The 22,244-nt window shown below is 56.2% G+C and carries 16 protein-coding genes; 15 read left to right on the top strand and 1 reads right to left on the bottom strand.

The annotated features are described in order from the left end of the window. The first annotated feature begins 112 nt into the window (after window positions 1-112). The 11 genes from HUW52_RS17640 (at window position 113) to HUW52_RS17690 (ending at window position 12,829) form a co-directional block, all read left to right on the top strand. On the top strand, window positions 113-1,057 hold the full coding sequence (locus tag HUW52_RS17640; RefSeq protein WP_016987309.1) for a hypothetical protein: 945 nt from the start codon (window positions 113-115) through the stop codon (window positions 1,055-1,057). A gap of 186 nt (window positions 1,058-1,243) precedes the next feature. Further along, window positions 1,244-2,116, top strand: coding sequence for a phospholipase (locus HUW52_RS17645; protein WP_175554410.1), 873 nt, complete (start codon window positions 1,244-1,246; stop codon window positions 2,114-2,116). Between the two features lie 114 nt (window positions 2,117-2,230). Then, on the top strand, window positions 2,231-3,136 hold the full coding sequence (locus tag HUW52_RS17650; protein ID WP_016987311.1) for an AraC family transcriptional regulator: 906 nt from the start codon (window positions 2,231-2,233) through the stop codon (window positions 3,134-3,136). A 343-nt stretch (window positions 3,137-3,479) separates the two neighbouring features. Continuing rightward, a complete protein-coding gene (locus HUW52_RS17655; protein WP_016987312.1) occupies window positions 3,480-4,790 on the top strand; it encodes a sugar ABC transporter substrate-binding protein in 1,311 nt (436 codons plus the stop codon). 154 nt (window positions 4,791-4,944) lie between these two features. Beyond that, on the top strand, window positions 4,945-5,871 hold the full coding sequence (locus HUW52_RS17660; protein ID WP_175554411.1) for a carbohydrate ABC transporter permease: 927 nt from the start codon (window positions 4,945-4,947) through the stop codon (window positions 5,869-5,871). Window positions 5,872-5,879: 8 nt separating this feature from the next. Continuing rightward, window positions 5,880-6,710: a carbohydrate ABC transporter permease gene (locus HUW52_RS17665; protein WP_175554412.1), complete on the top strand. Its 831-nt coding sequence runs from the start codon at window positions 5,880-5,882 to the stop codon at window positions 6,708-6,710. A 165-nt stretch (window positions 6,711-6,875) separates the two neighbouring features. Continuing rightward, on the top strand, window positions 6,876-7,979 hold the full coding sequence (locus HUW52_RS17670) for an ABC transporter ATP-binding protein (protein WP_175554413.1): 1,104 nt from the start codon (window positions 6,876-6,878) through the stop codon (window positions 7,977-7,979). 15 nt (window positions 7,980-7,994) lie between these two features. Next, a complete protein-coding gene (locus HUW52_RS17675; RefSeq protein ID WP_175554414.1) occupies window positions 7,995-9,467 on the top strand; it encodes a mannitol dehydrogenase family protein in 1,473 nt (490 codons plus the stop codon). A gap of 247 nt (window positions 9,468-9,714) precedes the next feature. Next, window positions 9,715-11,211, top strand: a complete 1,497-nt coding sequence (gene xylB / locus HUW52_RS17680; protein WP_175554415.1) for a xylulokinase — start codon at window positions 9,715-9,717, stop codon at window positions 11,209-11,211. Between the two features lie 13 nt (window positions 11,212-11,224). Next, window positions 11,225-12,163 (top strand): carbohydrate kinase, encoded by a 939-nt coding sequence (locus HUW52_RS17685; RefSeq protein ID WP_175554416.1) that lies wholly within the window; start codon window positions 11,225-11,227, stop codon window positions 12,161-12,163. Window positions 12,164-12,208: 45 nt separating this feature from the next. Then, window positions 12,209-12,829: a hypothetical protein gene (locus HUW52_RS17690; protein WP_175554417.1), complete on the top strand. Its 621-nt coding sequence runs from the start codon at window positions 12,209-12,211 to the stop codon at window positions 12,827-12,829. 143 nt (window positions 12,830-12,972) lie between these two features. On the opposite strand, the gene HUW52_RS17695 is transcribed toward HUW52_RS17690, so the two are convergent. Continuing rightward, complete coding sequence (locus HUW52_RS17695) at window positions 12,973-14,274, bottom strand: OprD family porin (RefSeq protein WP_016985023.1); 1,302 nt, start codon at window positions 14,272-14,274, stop codon at window positions 12,973-12,975. A gap of 374 nt (window positions 14,275-14,648) precedes the next feature. On the opposite strand from HUW52_RS17695, the gene HUW52_RS17700 reads away from it, so the two are divergent. The 4 genes from HUW52_RS17700 to HUW52_RS17715 are packed head-to-tail and all read left to right on the top strand — an operon-like array spanning window position 14,649 to window position 22,132. Continuing rightward, window positions 14,649-16,697, top strand: coding sequence for a type VI secretion system tip protein VgrG (locus HUW52_RS17700; protein ID WP_175554418.1), 2,049 nt, complete (start codon window positions 14,649-14,651; stop codon window positions 16,695-16,697). Then, complete coding sequence (locus HUW52_RS17705) at window positions 16,688-17,545, top strand: DUF4123 domain-containing protein (protein ID WP_175554419.1); 858 nt, start codon at window positions 16,688-16,690, stop codon at window positions 17,543-17,545. The genes HUW52_RS17700 and HUW52_RS17705 overlap by 10 nt, the downstream gene beginning before the upstream one ends. A 28-nt stretch (window positions 17,546-17,573) precedes the next feature. Next, complete coding sequence (locus HUW52_RS17710) at window positions 17,574-21,128, top strand: LysM domain-containing protein (protein WP_175554420.1); 3,555 nt, start codon at window positions 17,574-17,576, stop codon at window positions 21,126-21,128. Continuing rightward, window positions 21,125-22,132: a tetratricopeptide repeat protein gene (locus HUW52_RS17715; RefSeq protein WP_175554421.1), complete on the top strand. Its 1,008-nt coding sequence runs from the start codon at window positions 21,125-21,127 to the stop codon at window positions 22,130-22,132. The genes HUW52_RS17710 and HUW52_RS17715 overlap by 4 nt, the downstream gene beginning before the upstream one ends. The last annotated feature ends 112 nt before the right edge of the window (window positions 22,133-22,244 follow it).

A 22,244-nucleotide genomic window follows, 5' to 3' on the forward strand; every position in this document is an offset into this window, starting at 1 on the left:
ACGACACACACTGCATAACTACCGATATTGGCCAAACAAATATCAAGCGCTATAACCATCCGCTCTCGCATCAATAATGACTTTCATTACTCACTTGTGCCGGATGGATAACATGACGCAATTCAACAGACAAATACTGCCTCTTTACGAGTGGATGAATGCAGCCCCGGAAATCGACACACTTTCACTCAATGAGCTGACATTGCCAGGCACCCATAACGCCGGTTGCGACCTGGAAGCCGCCTATTCCAATGTATTTACGCGTAACTGGTTCGCCTGCCAGGACGTATCCTTTTACAGCCAGCTCAACCGCGGTGCTCGGGCGCTTGATGTGCGCCTGGTTTACAACCCCCATGCGAACGGGCTTGAAAAGTTCCGGTTTGTACACGACAAGACCTGGTCTTCGCGCACGCTGGCCGACCTTATTCGTGACATCAAAGCGTTTCTCGAGAGAAGTTTTAATGAGTTCATCATTTTGGACTTTCACAAAATCGAACACGGCGCTGAACCCTTCGATTTCAAATACTTCAATGAGGTAATGAAGGTGCAACTGGGTGAGCACATCATCCCCACCGGCAACAGACACCTGACACTTGGTCAATTAAAGGACGTCAGCCGACTTCAGCGTGTGCTGGTCACCGGACCTGCCAACCGCCACCTGGACCGAACCGTCTTCGGTGCGCAAATAACCCATCAATGGGCCGGCAGTGACTTTCTGAAAGTTGTCGGAGATACCCTGGAGCAAATAGCTCAACCCCAACACACGCGCCTGCAGGCGTTCATTGCCAGAGTGTTGGCTGAGCCTCCTGAGAAGTCGGCACCCTGGTCGCTGTCGGCAGCCATCTATGACGCTGGCGGGCCTGTCAGAATGCTTGATCAGCTCGACACGTGGTTCGATCCAGACAACAGTGACTGGGCAGAAAAATGCAGCATTATCAACTTCGATTTCATAAAAAACTCAAAACTCGTTTATTTCTGCTATCAGGCGAATATCAAGAAGGCCTTTGAAAAATCCCGAGGGTATTCTTCCTATATCCTCCGTCATTCAAACAGCTGATAAACAGTAAACCAAGCGAATCATGTTCGCCAAGTAACAAACAAAAATCACTTGGCGGCATTACCTAGCGCACGCCCGCATCCACCGATACACGAATTGCATTAAACAAAGCATTGGCCAATCAAGTCCCAGACACTATAAACATCCTGCGCGCACAACTTCTATAACTTTACGCAGGATAATGAAATGCTTGACACCAAGCTCGAAAACATTCCACCCAATCAATGGATGTCTGCCATCCCGCAACTTGATAACTTGTCCCTTTTTGAACTGACACTGCCTGGAACGCATAATGCGGGCTGTGACTGGAAAGCCTCGTACGCATTGCCTCCAGGCAAAAACTTCATCGCCTGCCAGGATGATTCTTTCTACACGCAACTCAACCTCGGCGCCCGAGCACTGGATGTTCGACTCGAGTATCACGACAAAGCCAAAGGTTTCAGTCAGTTCCGTTTTCAGCACAACGGGTATCTTACTTCGCGAACCCTTGAAGATCTTGTTCGCGATGTCAACAGATTCCTCTCGGAAAGGCCGGATGAATTCATCATCCTCGACTTTCATGAACTGAAAAAAGGTGACAGTGAGTTCAACTTCATCAAGTTCAGGGATTTGATGCTGGAACATCTTGGCGAACGGATGATTCCCACCCATAACGTGTACCGCTCACTTGGCCAGCTCAAACAATCAAGCGCTTTGCAAAGAGTCCTGGTTACAGCGTCGATGCCATGGAACGCAAACGACAATCGGTTTTACTCACCAATCAACCACAAATGGATCGGCCAAAGCCTTGTCAGCACCACTGACCTGCACCAATTCATTACAAAGGTAATGGCCGAGCCCAGGAGCAGGAAAAACCTCTGGTCGCTCTCTGCTACGTGTTTTACGTTTCCCGGCGGGCCAAAGCGAATCCTTGATGATCTGGACACCTGGTTCTCCCCGGACAGGACAGGCTGGGCGAAGCTGTGCAACATCATCAATTTCGATTTTATTAAAGACTCGAAAATTGTGTTTTATTGCTGTCTGGCCAATCTTGAGAAAGCTAACGAGAAGGCGCAGTAACGCTGCGCGTGCAGTCTGATTGAGTCAGCTCATGGAATCCTCTCGCAACGAACTGGCGCGCGCCACGGCAAACGAGGCATGATCGGCGGGCGATAACAAAAAAAGCTGCCTGCCATGACCCGAACCGCCCGCGTGACCGACCCTTCATACGAATTGATGGATGACCATAACGGGTTGTCCATCATCTATCGCCAGCACGGCTTCCCCTGCCCGCTGGTGCGTTGGCATTTCCACAAGGAATACGAGCTGCATCTGATCGTCGCCAGCGCCGGAAAGGTGTTCATCGGCGACTACATCGGCAACTTCTATCCCGAAACCCTGTTTCTTACCGGGCCCAATCTGCCGCACAACTGGATCAGCCAGGTAGCTGAAGACGAAGTGGTTGAAAAGCGCGACATGCTGGTCAACTTCACCGATGAACTGTTCGAAGACGGCCATCAGGTTTTCGCCGAACTCAAATCCCTTTCACCGCTGCTGGAGCGTGCGCAGTACGGCATCGAATTCCGCTGCAAGCACACGATTCGCCAGGCCATGACGTTGATGCAGCGTATTGCCGATTCCAGAGGCATTACCCGCCTCGGCCACTTCTTTATCCTGATGGAATTACTCGCTGCGAGTGACGACTATCAATTGCTCTCGGGCGCCACTAACACGCAACTGGCCGATGAACACAATATCGACCGCACCAACCGCGCCGTGGACTACATCTTTGCGCACTACGCCCGGGATATTTCACTGGAGGAAGTCGCGGAACATCTGGGTATGACACCCACTTATTTCAGCCGAGTGTTCAAACAGGCCACTGGGCGCAACTTCATCGAGTTCGTCAATCGCCTGCGCATCAGCAAATCCTGTGAACTGCTGGCTGACGGCGATAAACCGGTGACCGATGTGTGTTTCGAATCCGGCTTCAACAACATTTCCAACTTCAATCGGCGCTTTCAGCAGCTCAAGGGCATGACGCCGTCGCATTATCGACGGCTCGCGGTGCAGCGCCTGACCGAACAGAACCACCACTGACAACGCAATTCCACTGTAGGAGTGAGCCTGCTCGCGATAGCGGTGTGAGAGCTTGCAGAAATGTTGGCTGACATTCCGCTATCGCGAGCAGGCTCACTCCTACAAGGGGCTGTGTCGACATCAGAAACCTGTACGCATTCGATAGCACCTCGACGCTGAAACGCCCTTCTCTGCATTCACCACGTCAAAGCCCAGTGCAAAAAAGTATTGATAAAAGTGCTAGGGATGATTTGTCAGCCCTGCGATTGAACGCTGTAATCAGTGCACATTCTTCCTGCACAGGAAGACACAAAAACAATAACTGTCCTTCTGCCTCCCACCGGGTGCAGAAAAGGAGTGCACGATGCAACCCACTGCAAAAGCTCTGCTTGCCCTCACCTGCATGACCCTCAGCAGCGTCAGCCTTGGCGCCCAGACCCTGACCATCGCCACCGTCAACAACAGCGACATGATCCGCATGCAAAAACTCTCGAAAACCTTCGAGGCCGAGCATCCGGACATCAAGCTCAATTGGGTGGTGCTGGAAGAAAACGTTCTGCGCCAACGCCTGACCACCGACATCGCCACCCAGGGCGGTCAGTTCGACGTGTTGACCATCGGCATGTACGAAGCGGCACTGTGGGGCGCAAAGGGTTGGCTCGAACCGATGAAGGATCTGCCAGCCAGTTACGCCCTCGACGATGTGTTCCCGTCGGTGCGTGAAGGCCTGTCGGTCAAGGGTTCGCTGTACGCCCTGCCGTTTTACGCGGAAAGCTCGATCACCTATTACCGCACCGACCTGTTCAAGGATGCCGGCCTGACCATGCCCGAGCGTCCGACCTGGGAACAGATCGCCGGCTTCGCCGAAAAACTCACCCACAAAGACAAAGAGCAGTACGGCATCTGCCTGCGCGGCAAGGCCGGTTGGGGCGAGAACATGGCGCTGATTACTACGGTCGCCAACGCCTATGGCGCGCGCTGGTTCGATGAGCAGTGGAAACCGGAGTTCAGCGGCCCCGAGTGGAAAAACGCGCTGAACTTCTACGTCGACACCATGAAGAAATCCGGGCCGCCGGGCGCCTCCAGCAACGGTTTCAACGAGAACCTTGCGCTGTTCAACAGTGGCAAATGCGCGATGTGGGTCGATGCCAGCGTTGCCGGTTCGTTCGTTACCGACAAGACCCAAAGCAAGGTCGCCGATCACGTCGGCTTCACTTTTGCCCCGCATCAGGTCACTGATAAAGGTTCGGCCTGGCTGTACTCATGGGCGCTGGCGATTCCGACCAGTTCCAAAGCCAAAGACGCAGCGAAAGAGTTCAGCGCCTGGGCGACCTCCAAAGAGTACGGCGAGCTAGTGGCGAAGACTGACGGCATCGCCAACGTACCGCCGGGGACTCGCGCCTCAACTTACAGCGACGCCTACATGAGCGCGGCGCCTTTCGCCAAGGTCACGCTGGAATCGTTGAAAACGGCTGATCCGAGCAAACCGACGCTGAAACCAGTGCCTTATATCGGCATTCAACTGGTGACCATTCCTGAGTTCCAGGCGGTGGGCACCCAGGTCGGCAAGCTGTTCTCGGCGGCGCTGATCGGTCAGACCACGGTGGATCAAGCTTTGGCTGCTGCGCAGCAAACCACTGAACGCGAGATGAAGCGCGCCGGTTATCCCAAGTAACCCGCACAGCTCGCTCCTGCCTTTTGTAGGTGTGAGCCTGCTCGCGATGGCGGTTTTCAATCTGAAACAGACGGTGACTGACACACCGCCATCGCGAGCAAGCTCACTCCTACATTAGATCTCCATAGGTCTGTATGACTCGGTTGTGATCACCATGAATACTTCAACTGCCAAAGCCCACATCGACCTGTCGCCACCTGCGCGCAAAGTCCGAGTACGCAATCCCGGCTGGTTTCTGGTCAGCCCTTCGGTGGCCCTGTTGCTGCTGTGGATGATCGTGCCGCTGGGCATGACCATTTACTTTTCGATGATCCGCTACAACCTGCTCTACCCCGGTGAAAACGAGTTCGTCGGGCTGGAAAACTTCAGCTATTTCCTGACTGATTCGGGCTTCATGCCCGGCGCCACCAATACACTGCTGCTGGTCGGTAGCGTGTTGCTGATCAGTGTGGTGTTGGGCGTGTTGATCAGCGCCTTGCTGGAGGCCAGTGAATTCCTCGGTCGCGGCATCGTCCGGGTCATGCTGATTTCGCCGTTCTTCATCATGCCCACGGTCGGTGCGTTGATCTGGAAGAACCTGATCTTCCATCCGGTCTCGGGGATCCTCGCTTACGTCTGGAAGCTGTTCGGCGCACAACCGGTGGACTGGCTCGCGCACTACCCGCTGCTGTCGATCATCATCATTGTTTCGTGGCAGTGGCTGCCCTTCGCGATCCTGATCCTGATGACCGCGATGCAGTCCCTCGACCAGGAACAGAAAGAAGCCGCGCGCCTCGACGGTGCCGGGCCGATCGCGATCTTCTGGCACCTGACCCTGCCGCATCTGGCGCGACCAATTGCCGTGGTGGTAATGATCGAAACGATCTTCCTGCTGTCGGTGTTCGCCGAGATTTTCACCACCACCAACGGCGGCCCCGGCTACGCCTCGACCAACCTCGCTTATCTCATCTACAACCAGGCGCTGGTGCAGTTCGACGTCGGCATGGCCTCGGCCGGCGGCTTGATTGCCGTGGTTATCGCCAACATCGCCGCGATCATTCTGGTGCGGATGATCGGCAAAAACCTGACTGACAAAGCCTGAGGCATGCCATGACTCTCCAACAATCCCGCCAGCTGCAAAGCCTGCTGCTCGGCACCCTGGCCTGGGCCATCGCGATCGTGATTTTCTTCCCGATCTTCTGGATGCTGATGACCAGTTTCAAAACCGAAATCGACGCGTTCGCCACGCCGCCGCAGTTCATCTTCACGCCGACGCTGGAGAACTACCTGCACATCAACGAGCGCAGCGACTACTTCAGTTTCGCCTGGAACTCGGTGGTGATTTCCTTCAGCGCCACGGCCCTGTGCCTGTTGATCGCGGTGCCGGCGGCCTACTCGATGGCGTTCTACGAAACCCAGCGCACCAAAGGCACGTTGCTATGGATGCTCTCGACCAAAATGCTGCCGCCGGTGGGCGTGCTCATGCCGATCTATCTGTTGGCGAAGAGCTTCGGCCTGCTCGACACGCGCATCGCACTGATCGTGATCTACACGCTGATCAACCTGCCGATCGTGGTCTGGATGGTTTACACCTACTTCAAGGACATCCCCAAAGACATCCTCGAAGCCGCCCGTCTCGACGGCGCCACGCTGTGGCAGGAAATGGTCCGCGTGCTGCTGCCGATCGCCAAGGGCGGCCTCGCCTCGACCGTGCTGCTGTCGCTGATTCTGTGCTGGAACGAGGCATTCTGGTCGCTGAACCTGACCTCGTCGAAAGCCGCGCCACTGACCGCGCTGATTGCCTCGTATTCAAGTCCGGAAGGCTTGTTCTGGGCCAAGTTGTCGGCGGTGTCGACGCTGGCGTGTGCGCCGATTCTGATCTTCGGCTGGATCAGCCAGAAACAACTGGTGCGCGGCCTCTCGTTCGGCGCCGTGAAATGAAGATCCCGAATCCAACCCTATCCCCTGTGGGAGCGAGCCTGCTCGCGAAAGCGGAGTGTCATTCAACCCTGATGTCGACTGACACGGCCCCTTCGCGAGCAGGCTCGCTCCCACAGAAAAGCCGATCTGGTTTAACCCAATAATAAATTGCGGAGGCCCATCATCATGGCCAACCTGAAAATCAAGAATCTGCAAAAAGGCTTCGAAGGTTTCTCCATCATCAAAGGCATCGACCTTGAAGTAAACGACAAGGAATTCGTGGTCTTCGTCGGCCCGTCGGGCTGCGGCAAATCCACCCTGCTGCGGTTGATTGCTGGTCTGGAAGAAGTCAGCGACGGCACCATCGAACTGGATGGCCGCGACATCACCGAAGTCAGCCCGGCCAAGCGCGATCTGGCGATGGTGTTTCAGACCTACGCGCTGTACCCGCACATGACCGTGAAGAAAAACATGTCGTTCGCCCTCGATCTGGCTGGCGTGCCGAAAGCCGAGGTCGAGAAGAAAGTCGGCGAAGCCGCGCGGATTCTCGAACTCGGGCCGATGCTCGAGCGCAAGCCAAAACAGCTCTCCGGTGGCCAGCGTCAGCGCGTTGCGATTGGCCGTGCCATCGTGCGCAATCCGAAAATCTTCCTCTTCGACGAACCCCTCTCCAACCTCGACGCCGCGCTGCGCGTGCAGATGCGCCTTGAGCTGCTGCGTCTGCACAAGGATCTGCAAGCGACGATGATCTACGTGACCCACGATCAGGTTGAAGCGATGACCATGGCCGACAAAGTCGTGGTGCTCAATGGCGGCAAGATCGAACAGGTCGGCTCGCCACTGGACCTCTATCACAACCCGGCGAACCTCTTCGTCGCCGGGTTCCTCGGCACGCCGAAAATGGGCTTCCTCAAGGGCAAGATCGCCCGCGTCGATGGCCAGAGCTGCGAAGTGTCGCTGGACGCCGGTACGCGCATCACCCTGCCGTTCAACGCCGCCAATCTGAGTGTCGGCAGCGCCGTGACCCTCGGCATTCGCCCGGAACATCTGGAGCTGGCGCAAGCGGGCGACTGCACGCTGCAAGTCACCGCCGACGTCAGCGAACGCCTGGGCAGCGACACCTTCTGCCACGTCACCACCAACGCCGGCGAAGCCCTGACCATGCGCGTGCGCGGTGATCTGGCCAGCCGCTACGGCGAACAACTGAGCCTGCACCTCGACCCGGCGCACTGCCATTTATTCGATGCCGAAGGTTTGGCGTTGACCCGTCCGCTGCGCGCAGCGGCCTGATTTCGAGAACTCCCGATGAAACTCAACCAACAGAATCTCCATCGTCTGGCCGCCGAAGTGCAACTGCCGGGCTACAACCTTAGCGACACGCGCCAAGGCATTGCGCACATCGGCGTCGGCGGCTTTCATCGCGCGCATCAGGCGTATTACACCGATGCCCTGATGAATACCGGTGAAGCACTGGACTGGGCGATTTGCGGTGTCGGCTTGCGTGCCGAAGACCGCCGCGCCCGTGACGATCTCAAGGAACAGGATTACCTGTTCACCCTGTTCGAACTCGGCGACAGCGACGACACCGAAGTCCGCGTGATCGGTGCGATTCGCGACATGCTGCTGGCCGAGGACGGCGCTCAGGCGTTGATCGACAAACTCGCCGATCCGCAAATCCGCATCGTCTCGCTGACCATCACCGAGGGGGGTTATTGCATCGACGACAGCAACGGCGAATTCATGGCGCACCTGCCGCAGATTCAACATGATCTGGCCCATCCGGACGCACCGAAAACCGTGTTCGGCTTCTTGTGTGCGGCCCTGGAAAAACGCCGGGCGGCGGGCATTCCGGCGTTTACCGTGATGTCCTGCGATAATCTGCCGCACAACGGCGCCGTGACGCGCAAAGCGCTGCTGGCATTTGCCACGTTGCGCAACAGCAATCTGTGCAGCTGGATCGACGCCAACGTCAGTTTCCCCAACGCCATGGTCGACCGCATCACCCCCATGACCAGCACCGCGCATCGCTTGCAACTGGCCGATAAACACGGGGTCGACGATGCCTGGCCGGTGGTCTGCGAGCCGTTCGTGCAGTGGGTGCTGGAGGACAAATTCGTCAACGGTCGCCCGGCCTGGGAAAAGGTTGGCGTGCAGTTCACCGACGATGTCTCGCCCTATGAAGAGATGAAGATCAAACTGCTCAACGGCAGCCATCTGGCGCTGACCTATCTGGGCTTTTTGAAGGGCTACCGGTTTGTGCACGAAACCATGAACGATCCGCTGTTCGTGCGTTACATGCGCGCCTATATGGATCTCGACGTGACCCCACAACTGGCGCCGGTGCCGGGTATTGATCTGACCGATTACAAAAATACGCTGGTGGCGCGCTTCTCCAATCAGGCGATTGCCGATCAGTTGGAGCGGGTGTGTTCGGACGGTTCGTCGAAGTTTCCCAAGTTCACCATTCCTACCATCAACCGCTTGATTGCTGATGGGCAGGAGACTAAGCGTGCGGCGTTGGTGGTGGCGGCGTGGGCGTTGTACTTGAAGGGTGTGGATGAGAATGGTGATACCTATTCGATTCCTGATCCACGCGCGGCGTTTTTTCAGGCGTTGGTGGCGGATGATGCTTTAATCACGCAGCGGTTGTTGGCGGTTGAGGAGATTTTCGGCACGGCGATACCGCGGTCGGCGGAGTTTGTCGCGGCGTTTGAGTGGTGCTGTAACAGCTTGCGCGAGGATGGTGTGACGCGGACTTTGCAGCGGATTCTGGATTGAAAAGCCCCTCACCCTAGCCCTCTCCCGGAGGGAGAGGGAACTGACCGAGTGGTTTGTGCAAGTTACATCGACCTGAACGTCCGGAGTCGAACTCAGGTTTTGAACAGCCCCTGATTTAGAGAACCGGAGTTGAACTCAGGTTTTGAACAGCCCCCGATCGGCTCCCTTCCCCCTCGCCCCCTTGGGGGAGAGGGCTGGGGTGAGGGGGTAAGCTCTTGATCTTCACCACACCCCGAGTGGTTCAAACATGACAACACAACAACTGTTCCTCGGCATCGACTGCGGCACCCAAGGCACCAAAGCCATCATCCTCGACGCCGCCAGCGGTCAGGTTCTCGGCCAGGGCGCCGCCGCGCACACGATGATCAGCGGCGCCAACGGCCGCCGCGAACAAGACACCCAGCAATGGCTGGAAGCCTTCACCCTCGCCACTCGCCGCGCATTACTCGCTGCGAATGTCGACGGCCAGTCGATCCTCGGCATCGGCGTCTCCGGCCAGCAACACGGCCTGGTCCTGCTCGATGATCAAGGTGAAGTCCTGCGCCCGGCCAAGCTCTGGTGCGACACCGAAACCAGCGCCGAGAACGACCGCCTACTCACTCATCTGGGCGGTGAAAAAGGCTCGCTGGAACGCCTCGGCGTGGTTATCGCACCTGGCTACACCGTGTCGAAATTGCTCTGGACCAAAGAGCAGCACCCCGTGGTCTTTTCGCGCATCGCACGCATTCTGCTGCCCCACGACTACCTGAACTTCTGGCTCACCGGCCGCGCCTGCAGCGAATACGGCGACGCCTCCGGCACCGGCTATTTCAACGTGCGCACACGCCAATGGGACTTGCAACTGCTGCGCGACATCGACGCCAGCGGGCGCCTGCAAGCCGCATTGCCTGAGCTGATCGATGCGCATCAAAGCGTCGGCACCATTCTCCCGGCCATCGCCGAACACCTCGGCATCAACCCCGACGCGTTGGTATCAAGCGGTGGCGGCGACAACATGATGGGCGCCATCGGCACCGGCAATATTCAGCCCGGTGCGATCACCATGAGCCTCGGTTCCTCTGGCACGGTGTATGCCTATTCCGAGGTGCCGAAAGTCAGCCCGGACGCCTCGGTCGCGACGTTCTGCTCGTCCAGTGGCGGATGGCTGCCGCTGATCTGCACCATGAACCTGACCAACGCCACCGGCGCGATTCGCGAGTTGTTCAACCTCGATCTGCAACAGTTCAACGACCTCGTCGCCGAGGCTCCCATCGGCGCCGACGGCGTGAGCATGCTGCCGTTTCTCAACGGCGAACGGGTGCCCGCCCTGCCCCATGCCACCGGCAGTCTGCACGGCTTGACCCTGGATAACCTGACCCAGGCCAATCTGTGCCGCGCCGCCGTCGAAGGCACCACCTTCGGTTTGCGCTACGGGCTGGATTTGCTCCGCCACAATGGTTTACAAAGCCGCAGCATTTGCCTGATCGGCGGCGGCTCGAAAAGCGCGGTGTGGCGGCAGATCGTCGCCGACATCATGAACACCCCGGTGATCTGCACCGAACAAAGCGAAGCTGCCGCCCTTGGCGCGGCGATCCAAGCGGCATGGTGCAAATCCTGGTCGAACGGCCACGAAAATAGCCTCGCCGACCTGTGCCAGCACTGCGTGAAACTCGATTCAAGCAGTGAAACCCTGCCGATTGCCGCCAACGTCGCGGCGTTCCAGCAGGCCTATGAACGCTATCAACAGCATGTCGCAACCCTATAAAGAGCAAACAATTATGTATTTGGTGTGTGGCGAAGCCCTGTTTGATTTTTTCAGTGAAGACGACGCCAGCGGTCTGGCTTCGAAAGTGAATTTCAAGGCCATTGCCGGCGGCTCGCCGTTCAACGTCGCCGTGGGTTTACGCCGTCTGGGCGTGGACTCGGCCTTGTTTGGCGGACTGTCCACCGACTACCTCGGCCGCCGCTTGCAGCGAGTGCTGCAGGACGAAGGTGTGCGCCCGGACTACCTGGTAGATTTCGCCGCACCGACCACGCTGGCCATGGTCGCCGTCGGTGCCAATGGCTCGCCGCACTACAGCTTTCGCGGTGAAGGCTGTGCCGATCGGCAACTGAGCCTTGCGCATCTGCCGGCGCTGGGTCCTGAGGTGCGCGGCCTGCACATTGGCTCGTTCTCGCTGGTGGTGCAGCCGATCGGCGACACCCTGCTCGCACTGGTGCAGCGTGAAAGCGGCAAACGCCTGATCACCCTCGACCCGAACGTGCGCCTCAATCCCGAGCCGAACATCGACCTGTGGCGCGAGCGCATCGCCACGCTGGTGCCACTGGCCGATCTGATCAAGGTCAGCGACGAAGACTTGAGCCTGCTCTACCCCGAGCAGGACCCACAACGCGTGATCGAAGGCTGGCTCGAACAGCGCTGCCAGATCGTCTTCCTCACCCGTGGCGGCGACGGTGCCAGCGTGTTCAGCCGCCAGCATGGCAACTGGTCAGTGCCGGCGGCCTTGGTGAAAATCGCCGACACGGTTGGCGCCGGCGACACCTTCCAGGCCGCGCTGATCACCTGGCTGACCGAGCACGGTCTGGATTCGGTCGAAGGCGTGCAGCAACTCGCTCGCGAACAGATCGACGCCATGCTCAGGTTCTCTGTGCAAGCCGCCGCGCTGACCTGCAGCAAGACTGGCCCGGATCTGCCCTATCGTCATCAATTGAGCTGAGCGCGTAGACTGTCGGCCTTTTTGCGCACGACGGGATAACGGCTTTTGAATTACGGGCAGACGCTTGGACTACTGACACTGGCAACGCTACTGAGCGGGTGCGGCACCTCGCCGCCCCGCTCGCCGGAAGACATCTGCGAAATCTTCCGCGAAAAAAGCGACTGGTACGACGCTGCGCAAGTCACGCAAAAACGCTGGGGCGTGCCGATTCAAGTGCCCTTCGCGATCATGTATCAGGAATCCGGCTACCGCTACGACGCGAAGACTCCGCGCAAATACCTGCTGTGGGTGATCCCATGGGGCCGCGTCTCGACCGCCTCGGGTTATGCGCAAGCCAAAGATGAAGTGTGGGCCGACTACCAGAAAAGCACCGGCCGCAACTGGGCCGACCGCGAAGATTTCGACGACGCCATCGACTTTGTCGGCTGGTACATGGACAAGACCTCCTCGATCAACGGCGTGTACAAGTACGACGCCTACAACCAATACCTCAACTACCACGAAGGCTGGGGCGGCTTCCGCAACAAGACCTACGCGAGCAAAGCCTGGCTGATGCCAACGGCGCGCAAAGTGCAGACTCGTTCGGATGTTTATGCGCGGCAATATGCCGGGTGCAAAGAGGATTTGAACCGGGGGTTCTGGAGCCGGTTCTGGCATTGGTTGTAGCAGCAATTTCAAGGACCCCATCGCGAGCAGGCTCACTCCTACATTTGATCGTCGTCGGACACAAAACCCGCGCCCACTGAAGATCCCCTGTAGGAGTGAGCCTGCTCGCGATAGCGTCCGATCAAGCACTACACATCCAAGACCTACAACACCGAAAAGCTATAACTCACAATCAACCGTGTCTCATCCACATCCCGGGCAAACTTTTCATAATTGGTGCGATACGTAGCATTCCTCAAACGCAAACTCACATCCTTGAACGTGCCCGTCTGAATCACATACTTCAACTCGCTGTCGCGCTCCCACTCCTTGCCTTCCTGATCACTGCCCAACACCTTGATGTGATCACCGTTCACATAACGGGTCAGGAAGCTCAAACCATTAATGCCAATGGCTTTGAAGTCATAGTCATAACGCAGTTGCCAAGAACGTTCCTGCGCGGCGGCAAAGTCGTTGACCTGCACATAGTTGACCAGATACGGGTTGCTGCCATCGAGGTACGGCATCGAATTGTCGCCATTCATGCGCTGCCAACCGGCGCTGAACGTGTGACCGCTATGCGCATACGACAACATGCCGCTCAACGCCCGGTTATCAATGGAACCGGCCTTGGCATCGCCGCTGTCGGCACTTTTCAGCACGCGCAGATCCGCTTTAAGCACACCGCCAGCTAACGGTTGATTACCCAACAGCCCGACAAAGTGCTGACGATAAATGTCTTCCAGTTCAGCGTAGTGATACTGCGCGGTCAGGCGATCGTTGATCTTGTAGTCGAAGCCGTACATGTCGAAATGATCGGCGGTGGTGTTGCAGGCGTAGCGCTTGTTCTTGCAGTGCACGCGGATGTCTTGCGAATCGGTGGAATCCCGCGCGGTGTACTTGTCCAGGCGCGCGGCCATGAAGGTCAGGTCTTTCACCTCTTTAGAGGTGAGCATGGCGCCGTTGAACATGGTCGGCAGCAAACGACCGTCGTTGTATTTCAGCAACGGCAGATCCGGCAGCAGCGCGCCGTACTTCAGCACCGTGCCCGAAACCTTGACCTTGGCGGTCAGACCCATTTTTGCGTATTGCCCTTTCGAGCCGCGCGGGTCGTTGCCGCTGGAGGGCAACAAGCCGCTGTTGCTGCGGTCCGGACTGGAATCGAGTTGAAAGCCGAGCATGCCCAGCGCATCGATACCGAAACCCACGGTACCGTCGGTGTAGCCCGATTGCAGGTTGAGAATAAAGCCCTGTGCCGACTCCTCACGCTTGGACGCGCCCTGATCGTTCGTGGTGTGCCCATCACGGAAATCGCGGTTGAAGTACACCGTGCGCGATTCGATTTTCGCCGTGGTGTCTTCAAAGAATCCGCTGGCCTGAACCTGTGCGGTAAAACCTGCGCACAGCACAAAGGCTCCGAAGCCAAACGACTGGCGCGGGGTGATGAGGGGAAATGGGGGACGCATGAAAAACTCCAACAATGCAGCGTTTGCGCAAGCGCGCAACAAGCCAGAAAAATAGCTCCCGTCCCGGGTCAGATTGAACCAGGAGAAAGTGAACACGCAGGGGTGAACGGCAATGATGGCAGATGGCTTTGACGTGCTACAGGCGACTTTAGTCTGAATCTGACTGACGATTCTTCTACTCAGGGTCGTGGGAAAAGTTGCCGGCAGTGAGCACCGATTCGCACAAACCGCCCGGTTTCATTGGGCGAAACACCCCACCTAAGGGTTTTCCCTATACCGCAAACCTGCCAGACCTACGGCTTTTGTGCCTTGAACGAGGCCGCTTAATCCTCCATCATCCGTCACCTGCTTATTCAACGGACGGAATTCAAGGCATGCTGGACGCCAACGCAACCCACATTACCCTCACGCTTGAAGGCGCCAACGCCGACCTGCAAGTCCTGAGCTTCACCGGTCGCGAAGCCCTCAACGAACCGTTCCGTTTCGACCTCGAACTCGTCAGCGCCCGCCCCGACCTCAAACTCGAAGAGCTGCTGCACAAGCCCGGCGTCCTGACCTTCGGCGCCACCGGCGAAGGCAAGATCCACGGTTTGGTCTATCGCATCGAGCAAGGCGACTCCGGCAAGACCCTGACCCGTTACAGCCTCAGCCTGGTGCCACAACTGGCCTACCTGCGGCACAACCACGATCAGCAGATTTTCCAGCAACTGACCGTGCCGAAGATCATCGCTCAGGTGCTGGAAGATCGCGGCATCCTCGCCGACGCCTACAGTTTCCAGCTCGGTGCCGAGTACCCGCAGCGCGAATACTGCGTGCAGTACGACGAATCCGACCTGCATTTCATCCAGCGCCTGTGCGAAGAAGAAGGCATTCACTTCCACTTCCAGCACAGCAGCAGCGGCCACAAACTGGTGTTCGGCGACGACCAGACCGTTTTTCGCAAACTGAAACCGGTGAGCTACCAGCAAGACTCCGGCATGGCCGCCGACAAACCGGTGATCAAGCGCTTCAACCTGCGCCTGGAAACCCGCACCACCCGCGTCAGCCGCCGCGATTACGACTTCGAAAAACCGAAGATCCTCCCCGAAGGCGCGGTGAAAACCGAGTTCGCTCCGGACCTCGAAGACTACGACTACCCCGGCCGCTTCACCACCCGCGAGCGCGGCAAGTTCCTCTCCACCCGCGCCCTCGAACGCCATCGCAGCGACTACAAACTCGCCGAAGGCAAAGGTGACGAACCAACCCTCACCAGCGGCCATTTCCTCACGCTGGCCGAACACCCGCGCGCAGAATGGAATGACCTGTGGCTGCTGCTGGAAGTCTTCCACGAAGGCAAACAACCGCAAGTACTCGGCGAGAACGTCACCAGCGACGTCACCGACCACAAAAGCGATTTCCACCAGGGCTACCGCAACGGCTTCCTCGCCACCCCGTGGGACGCGCACTACCGCCCTGCCCTTGAACACCCGAAACCAAAAGTCCTCGGCAACCAGACCGCCGTCGTCACCGGCCCCGCAGGCGAAGAAATCCACTGCGACCAGTACGGCCGCATCAAAGTGCAATTCCACTGGGACCGCGACGGTCAGTCCAACGACAAAACCACCTGCTGGATGCGCGTCGCCAGCGGCTGGGCTGGCGCCGCGTACGGCGGCATCGCCATCCCACGCATCGGCATGGAAGTCCTCGTCACCTTCCTCGAAGGCGATCCCGACCAGCCGTTGGTCACCGGCTGCCTGTACCACAAGGAAAACGTCGTCCCCTACGACCTGCCGGCCAACAAAACCCGCAGCACCTTCAAGACCCTGAGTTCGCCGGGCGGCAAGGGCTACAACGAATTCCGCATCGAGGACAAAAAAGGCGTTGAACAGATCTACATCCACGCCCAGCGCGATTGGGATGAGAACATTGAGCACGATCAGAAGATTCGTGTGGGTAATGAGCGGCACGACACCGTTGAAGCCAATACGCTGAGCGAGTTCAAGGTTGAAGAGCACCGGATTACGCACCTGGATCGGATTAGCGAGATGCGTGCGGATGATCATCTGACCGTGGGTGTGACGCAGCACCTGAAGGTGGGGACTGCGCAGTTTGTCGAAGCCGGGTCAGAAATCCATTACTACGCCGGTCAGAAAGTGGTGGTCGAAGGCGCAATGGAACTCACGGCCAAGGCTGGTGGGAGTTTCGTCAAGGTGGATGCCGGTGGTGTGACCATCAGCGGCGCGGAAGTGAAGATCAATACCGGCGGCTCGCCGGGGGTTGGCACGCCGGCGGCACCGCTGTTGCCGGGGGCGATGAAGGTAGCGGATGCGGATAAGGCTGGTAAAGCACCACTCCCCGCCCGCCTGAATGAATCAGGCATCACACCGTTGTGCGGAAAACAGAGTAACGGCGCTTGCAGCCGTAAGGATTGCACATGCATGTAAAAGCGCTGAGCGCTCTGCTGGCAGAGCCTCGCTACAACTTTACTGACCTGCCGGCTGCGAGCGAGTCGCTCTGCTTCATCATTGACCAGGGGCTTCAGCCGCAAGCCTTGAGTCAACTCTACCGAGTAGGCGAACCGGTGGTTTCTCAAGGGCTGTTTTTCAGCACTGACTTCGCAGAGATTCCTGATGGCCCCCTGTGGCTAGTGGCCCCCAAGGGCAGCAAAGTGGCAAACGTAGCGGCAAAACTTTGTGAGGAACGCTTTTCGGGAATTGCGATCTCAACACCTGATCCTGAACAAGCATTGGCTCATGCGCGCTGGTTGCTCCGAGCCAATGACGGTTCAGGTGGGCAGAGCTTGTTGAGTTTTCACAAACCGAGTCTGTGGGCAGCGCTGACTTATACAGCTGGGAAAACCTTCGACCAGTTGCTGGGCTGCTGGAGCGCTGTCTACTGCCCTGCGCCGATCCATTTCGGTCAGCAGCGGGGTCCATGGTTGGCCTGGAAAGCCAGCGAAGAATCGACGTGGCTTGGTGACAAAGCGGCATTCAATCTTCCTGAGGCTGCCGCGCAAGTTCAAGCGCGTCTGGGATGGGTTTATTGGGTGGATGAGGAATACGCAGCGTTTGAAGAGCCAGATGATGAGCGCTTGAACGACATCGCTGACAACCTCGACCTGCTGCTCAAAAGCAATATTTATGACGGTGATCACCTGCTCAAGCTTGGCCACGCCGTGAACGGTCCGCTATTTGAGACACAGCCTGAGATCATGGCGATCCTGCAATCTAAGGACGAGTCGTTTATCAAAGTAGATCGGCTCCTGGAATCAGCCGCCGTCGCCCAACGTTAGGGCGACGCGACAACAGAACGGAATCACCATGGAAATCACGAATCACGCCGTCATGCCCGGCGAAACCCTGGGCCAGATCGCTTCGCGCTACAACAGCACCGTGGCGCAACTTCGCCAGCTCAACCCCTTCATCACAAATGCGGATAACGTCAAAGTCGGCTGGAACCTGAGCGTACCAAAAAGCGCTCAAGCAGCCGCCGCGCCTGCCGCTCAGCCGGCCGCCGCGCCGCAAGCGCCTGTGCAGGCAGCCCCGGAAGCGCCCATTCAGTGTTCCGCTGAAGATCTGGTAAAACTGGATCCGGTCAAGGACGCTCCAAACCAGAATTCAAAAACCTTCATACCCCATGAGCGTGGGTGCAATACAAAGTTTGCCAGCGCGATTTATGCAACTGAAGAACAAGAGTTCTGGCTGCTCCCAGAACGTGCAAGGTCCGCCATCAAAGAATCGATGTTCGCGCTGGATAAAATGATTGCCCCCAGCAAACCACGTGATGCACGCCTGAACGGGCTGCAGGAGTCAGGTTTGCTGGAATACTTCCTTGAGCCCAAGTTGAGCAACTTCCTCACGGGCGAGAAGCGTACGCGAATGGAAGAGTTTGAAGCGATGGGGGATGAGATCGAAATCGATCCAGCCACCGCTAAAAAGAGGCAAAACGAAGCTAACGGAAACAAACCGGCAGCGGCTCCTGCGCAGGCTCCAAAAGAGGACACCGCGCAATCGCGCATGGACCGTCTAACGGCAGACCTGGCTACTGACCAGGACGTCCACAAAGCCTATGCCGATTTTTACAAGCGGAGGGCTGAGTGGCATGCGCTGAAAAAAGAAGCGGTAGCGGCTGCGAAGCTGGAAGGCTACACCTACGAAAGCGGCTCGCTGTACTCCAAAGAGGCGATTGAAGCGCGCGCACGCGTGCAAGCTTATCTGGAGGCTCGTAAAAAACTCCTCGGCAACAAAGACTTCAAGCAGGTTCCGCTGGAAGACGTTGCCAAAGCCTTGGCGGAAAAGAAGAAAAGTTACGAAAACATCTGCAGCGGCATGAATGACTGCACCGCCGATCTGGTCGGGTATGTCTTGACGCTCTACAAAAACGCCGATGCGCTTGATTACCATGCTTACACTGAATCCATTATCAAAGCGTCTGAATACGGCATTGCACTCCCAGAATTCGCGCTGATCAGTGACGGCCTTCCTTCCGGTATCGAGCAGTTCAAACTGTATCTGGATACCGAGAAACAGCAGGCGGAAGTTACAGCGCAGCTTCAAGACAAATACAAACGCTGGATCGAGGCAACAGGCCAGAACGCCCAAGCGCCGGCGGGCCTGGTTGATGTGGAACGGACCAAATGGGATAGCCTGCAAAAGACCAAAGACGACCTTCAAGCAAAAGCCCAAAGCAATGTCAGCAACAGCAAGCCTGCGCGTTATCTGATTTGGGACCCGGAAGAGTTCCAGCCAAAACCGGTCGACCGCATGGTGAAACCGGGCTTTCCGCTGCGTGAAGTCAGTCTTTCGGATGCCAAAGGCACGCCTTTGGGCTGGTTCAGCATGGCGAACCTCAAAGACGCAAAAAAGATCATGAAAGAGGATTCAAAAAACGCGGCCGGCGCAATAAAAAAGGTAGGTAAAAGTTTGCCTGCGGACGCTACCGAAGGCTCCGATAAAAACAGTGAAATCAACTCGTTCCGCCAATGGCTTCTAGATCAGGGCGCCATAAAGTTCAGCGATCAGGTCGGCGACTGTTTCGATGAAAAAGGCTGGTTCAAAGCTAAAGACTTTTATGCTTACTTGAAAAAGCAAGGCTATGAGGTCACTGAACTGGAAGACGACGCGACCCTGACCAACTGGGGCGAACACCTTCAGCAACTGGTGTTCAAGAAAAGTGTGCGCGGCAAAGTAAGACTTTTTGATGCCAGCCCTCAGGCGCAATTGGTCCGTTGCCTGACACCTCCACAGCCAAACATTCACGGTGAAGTAAAGCTCGAAGGCCCGAAAATGTCCGCCGCCGAGGGTTTCCAGATATCTGGCGAGATGGGCTTAAGCCTGGACCTGGCCCGTGGCGAAGTTCAGTTGATGAAAGTCGACATGCCTGCCAAAACCAGTGCTCAAGAAATCACGCTTGATTACTTGCTGGACGGCAGCCCGCAAAAAATGAATTTCGGCCGCTTCTCCTTCCACTTTGGTGTGAAGGCATGGGGCTACGCCGGAGCATCGTTGCTGCTAGCCGGCAGCGTCGAGCTGAGCCCGATCTTCGGCAACGTCAAGTACGGGGCGTCACTGAGCCCGGTAAAACGCGCACAGCGTGAAGATGCCTCCGCAAAAGAAGAACGTGCCGATCACGCTGCCGCCAAACAAGCCAAGGCCGACAGCGGCGACAACAGCCCTACTCCCGATCTTGAACACCAGTCGAAATCCGGCACCTACACCGATACCAAAAGCACAGATCAACTGCGAGGCGGACGCTTTGCCAAAGTGCAAGTCGAAAACGGCGCAAAAGCCAGTTTCAACGTGTTTGGAGGCTTGCAAGCCGCGATTGAACTCACCGGAGTAATGAACTGGGCACCGCCCAAAGAACTCGTCGCCCTGCGCACCGCGCCAACGATGGGCGTTGGCAGCGCTAAAGACGCGAAAAGCGCGAATCCATGGCTGACAATGGCCAAGCTGAGCGGCTCCGTTGGAGTCGCGTTAGGTGCGGGCTTTCAGGGAACGGCGCAGGTGTCTCTGGATAAGGGGCGGTTTATTCTGAACTTGAAAGCGGCGGTAGTGCTGGGTCCTGGTGCTAACGGTAGCTTTAAATTCGAAGTTGGTTATGAGGCAGTAGTTGACCTCATCAACCTGTATCGCAAAGAGTTGCATAAGACTAAAGGCCGTAAAGTCGAGTGGATGGAGCCTGAGGCGGGTGAATATGCATCTGCGCTAAACGCATTGGGCGCTGCCGGGTTGAGTGTGACGATGGCGTATATGCTGCGTTGGGATGTTGTGATGAATCTTTATCAGGCTTTGACTCGTAGTGGCAAGGGTGGTCCGATTGCACACACGATCATGAATTACAGAAACCAAAGTGAACTCGAAGAGTGGATCGTTAATGCAATCCCTAGCGCACTGGGTCCACTACTCAGAACGCTTATAAGCCAACCTGAAGCATTTAAAATTACGGTAGCCTCCTCTGAGGACAATGGAATATCTGATAAGGGACGCGTATATAGCCAACCCCAAGCTCACGTTCTTCAGCAAAAAGCTATAGAAAGAATTTCACGCTGGATAGTCGACAACGCAAAGAAAACCAACACTATTGACAAAGCCCAAAGTCAATTTGAACTCGCCTGCATGTCCATGAATGAATTTGGTATAAAAGAGCAGGCGGGAGAACAAGAGTACTGCAAAAACCGGACAATACTGGATAGCTTTATGGCTGAGAGTGTACTTGGCCTATTTGATGATACGGGTGTTGAAGCGCGCGAAAACTACAAATCCCATGTAAAGTTACTTGGCGCAAACCTGGTCGAATACTGCAAAACAAATTACATCCCTGAACCAAATTACTCCCCTAGCGGAGCGACTCCCTATTTGAAAGGCTACCAATGAACAGAATTACAAAAATAAAGCTAAATCAAATCGCTCTACTGTTTAGCTTGAGCTTAACCTCAATATTACCGTGCAGCGTTAATTTTGCCAGTGCATCTTCGGTCACGCTGAATAGTGAACAACGCGGAATTGTTCTTTATAATCAGATGAAAATAGACGCTGCCATTCCGCAATTAAAGGAAGAAGCGAAAAAAGGCGAAATTGAATCGCAATATTATCTTGCCGAGTCTCTTCGAAAGAAAAATGGATATATGACTCCAGAGGCACAATTATGGTACGAGTCGGCAGCAGAGAAAAAAAACGTATACGCAATGATTCAGTTGGGCAGAGCAAAAAATGATCTTTGCGCAATAATGGAAAACTGCCCACCGGCTAAAAAAACTCAAGCCGAGTGGTTCGTGGAAGCCAAGAAGGTCACTTTGCCGAAGGCAAATGACGGCGATCCAGAATCTCTGTATTTAATGTATGAAATCACCTTGGATCATAAGTGGTTAGAGAAATCTGCAAATGCAGGATATCCACTCGCGCAATATTGGATGGCTGTAAGTGAAAGACAAGGTGAAGGTTACTTCTTCATTCCTGGAGGACGTGATGCATCAGTAAGAAGATGGCTACTACTCTCTTCCGAGGGTGGCAATCCAAAAGCAATGATGGAATATCTAGAAACACTGTATGCAAAAGGAGAAATGGAGAGCACTCGGCATTGGCTTGAAGTGGCCGCAGCAACTGGCGAACAATCAGCTTTGAGCAACTATGGAGCGTACATTTCACATACTCCTGACAAAGTTGGCTACCCACTGGACTTAGTTAAAGGCTACGCTATTTTTTCTTTGTTAAAGGAACTCGGCGACAGCGGTGGAGTGCAAGATTATGTTGATCGTAAAATTGAAAAAATTGCTGAAAAAATGACACCACAACAAATTGAACAGTCAAAAATCGTTGCGCAAGAGTGGAAAGCCACCCATCCACCGATTTCTTTTTTCCCCGAAAAACTTAGCGACTGACTCCGTTTTCTTGGTATTTCTTTAGGGAGGTGCGGCCCGCCGAATATTAATCGAAGACTAACCGCCGCCCTTTCTTTCGCGGAGAAGAAACAACCACCCATGAGTTCGATAA

This window comes from Pseudomonas sp. 43A (genome assembly GCF_013363935.1).
Taxonomy (GTDB): domain Bacteria; phylum Pseudomonadota; class Gammaproteobacteria; order Pseudomonadales; family Pseudomonadaceae; genus Aquipseudomonas; species Aquipseudomonas crudilactis.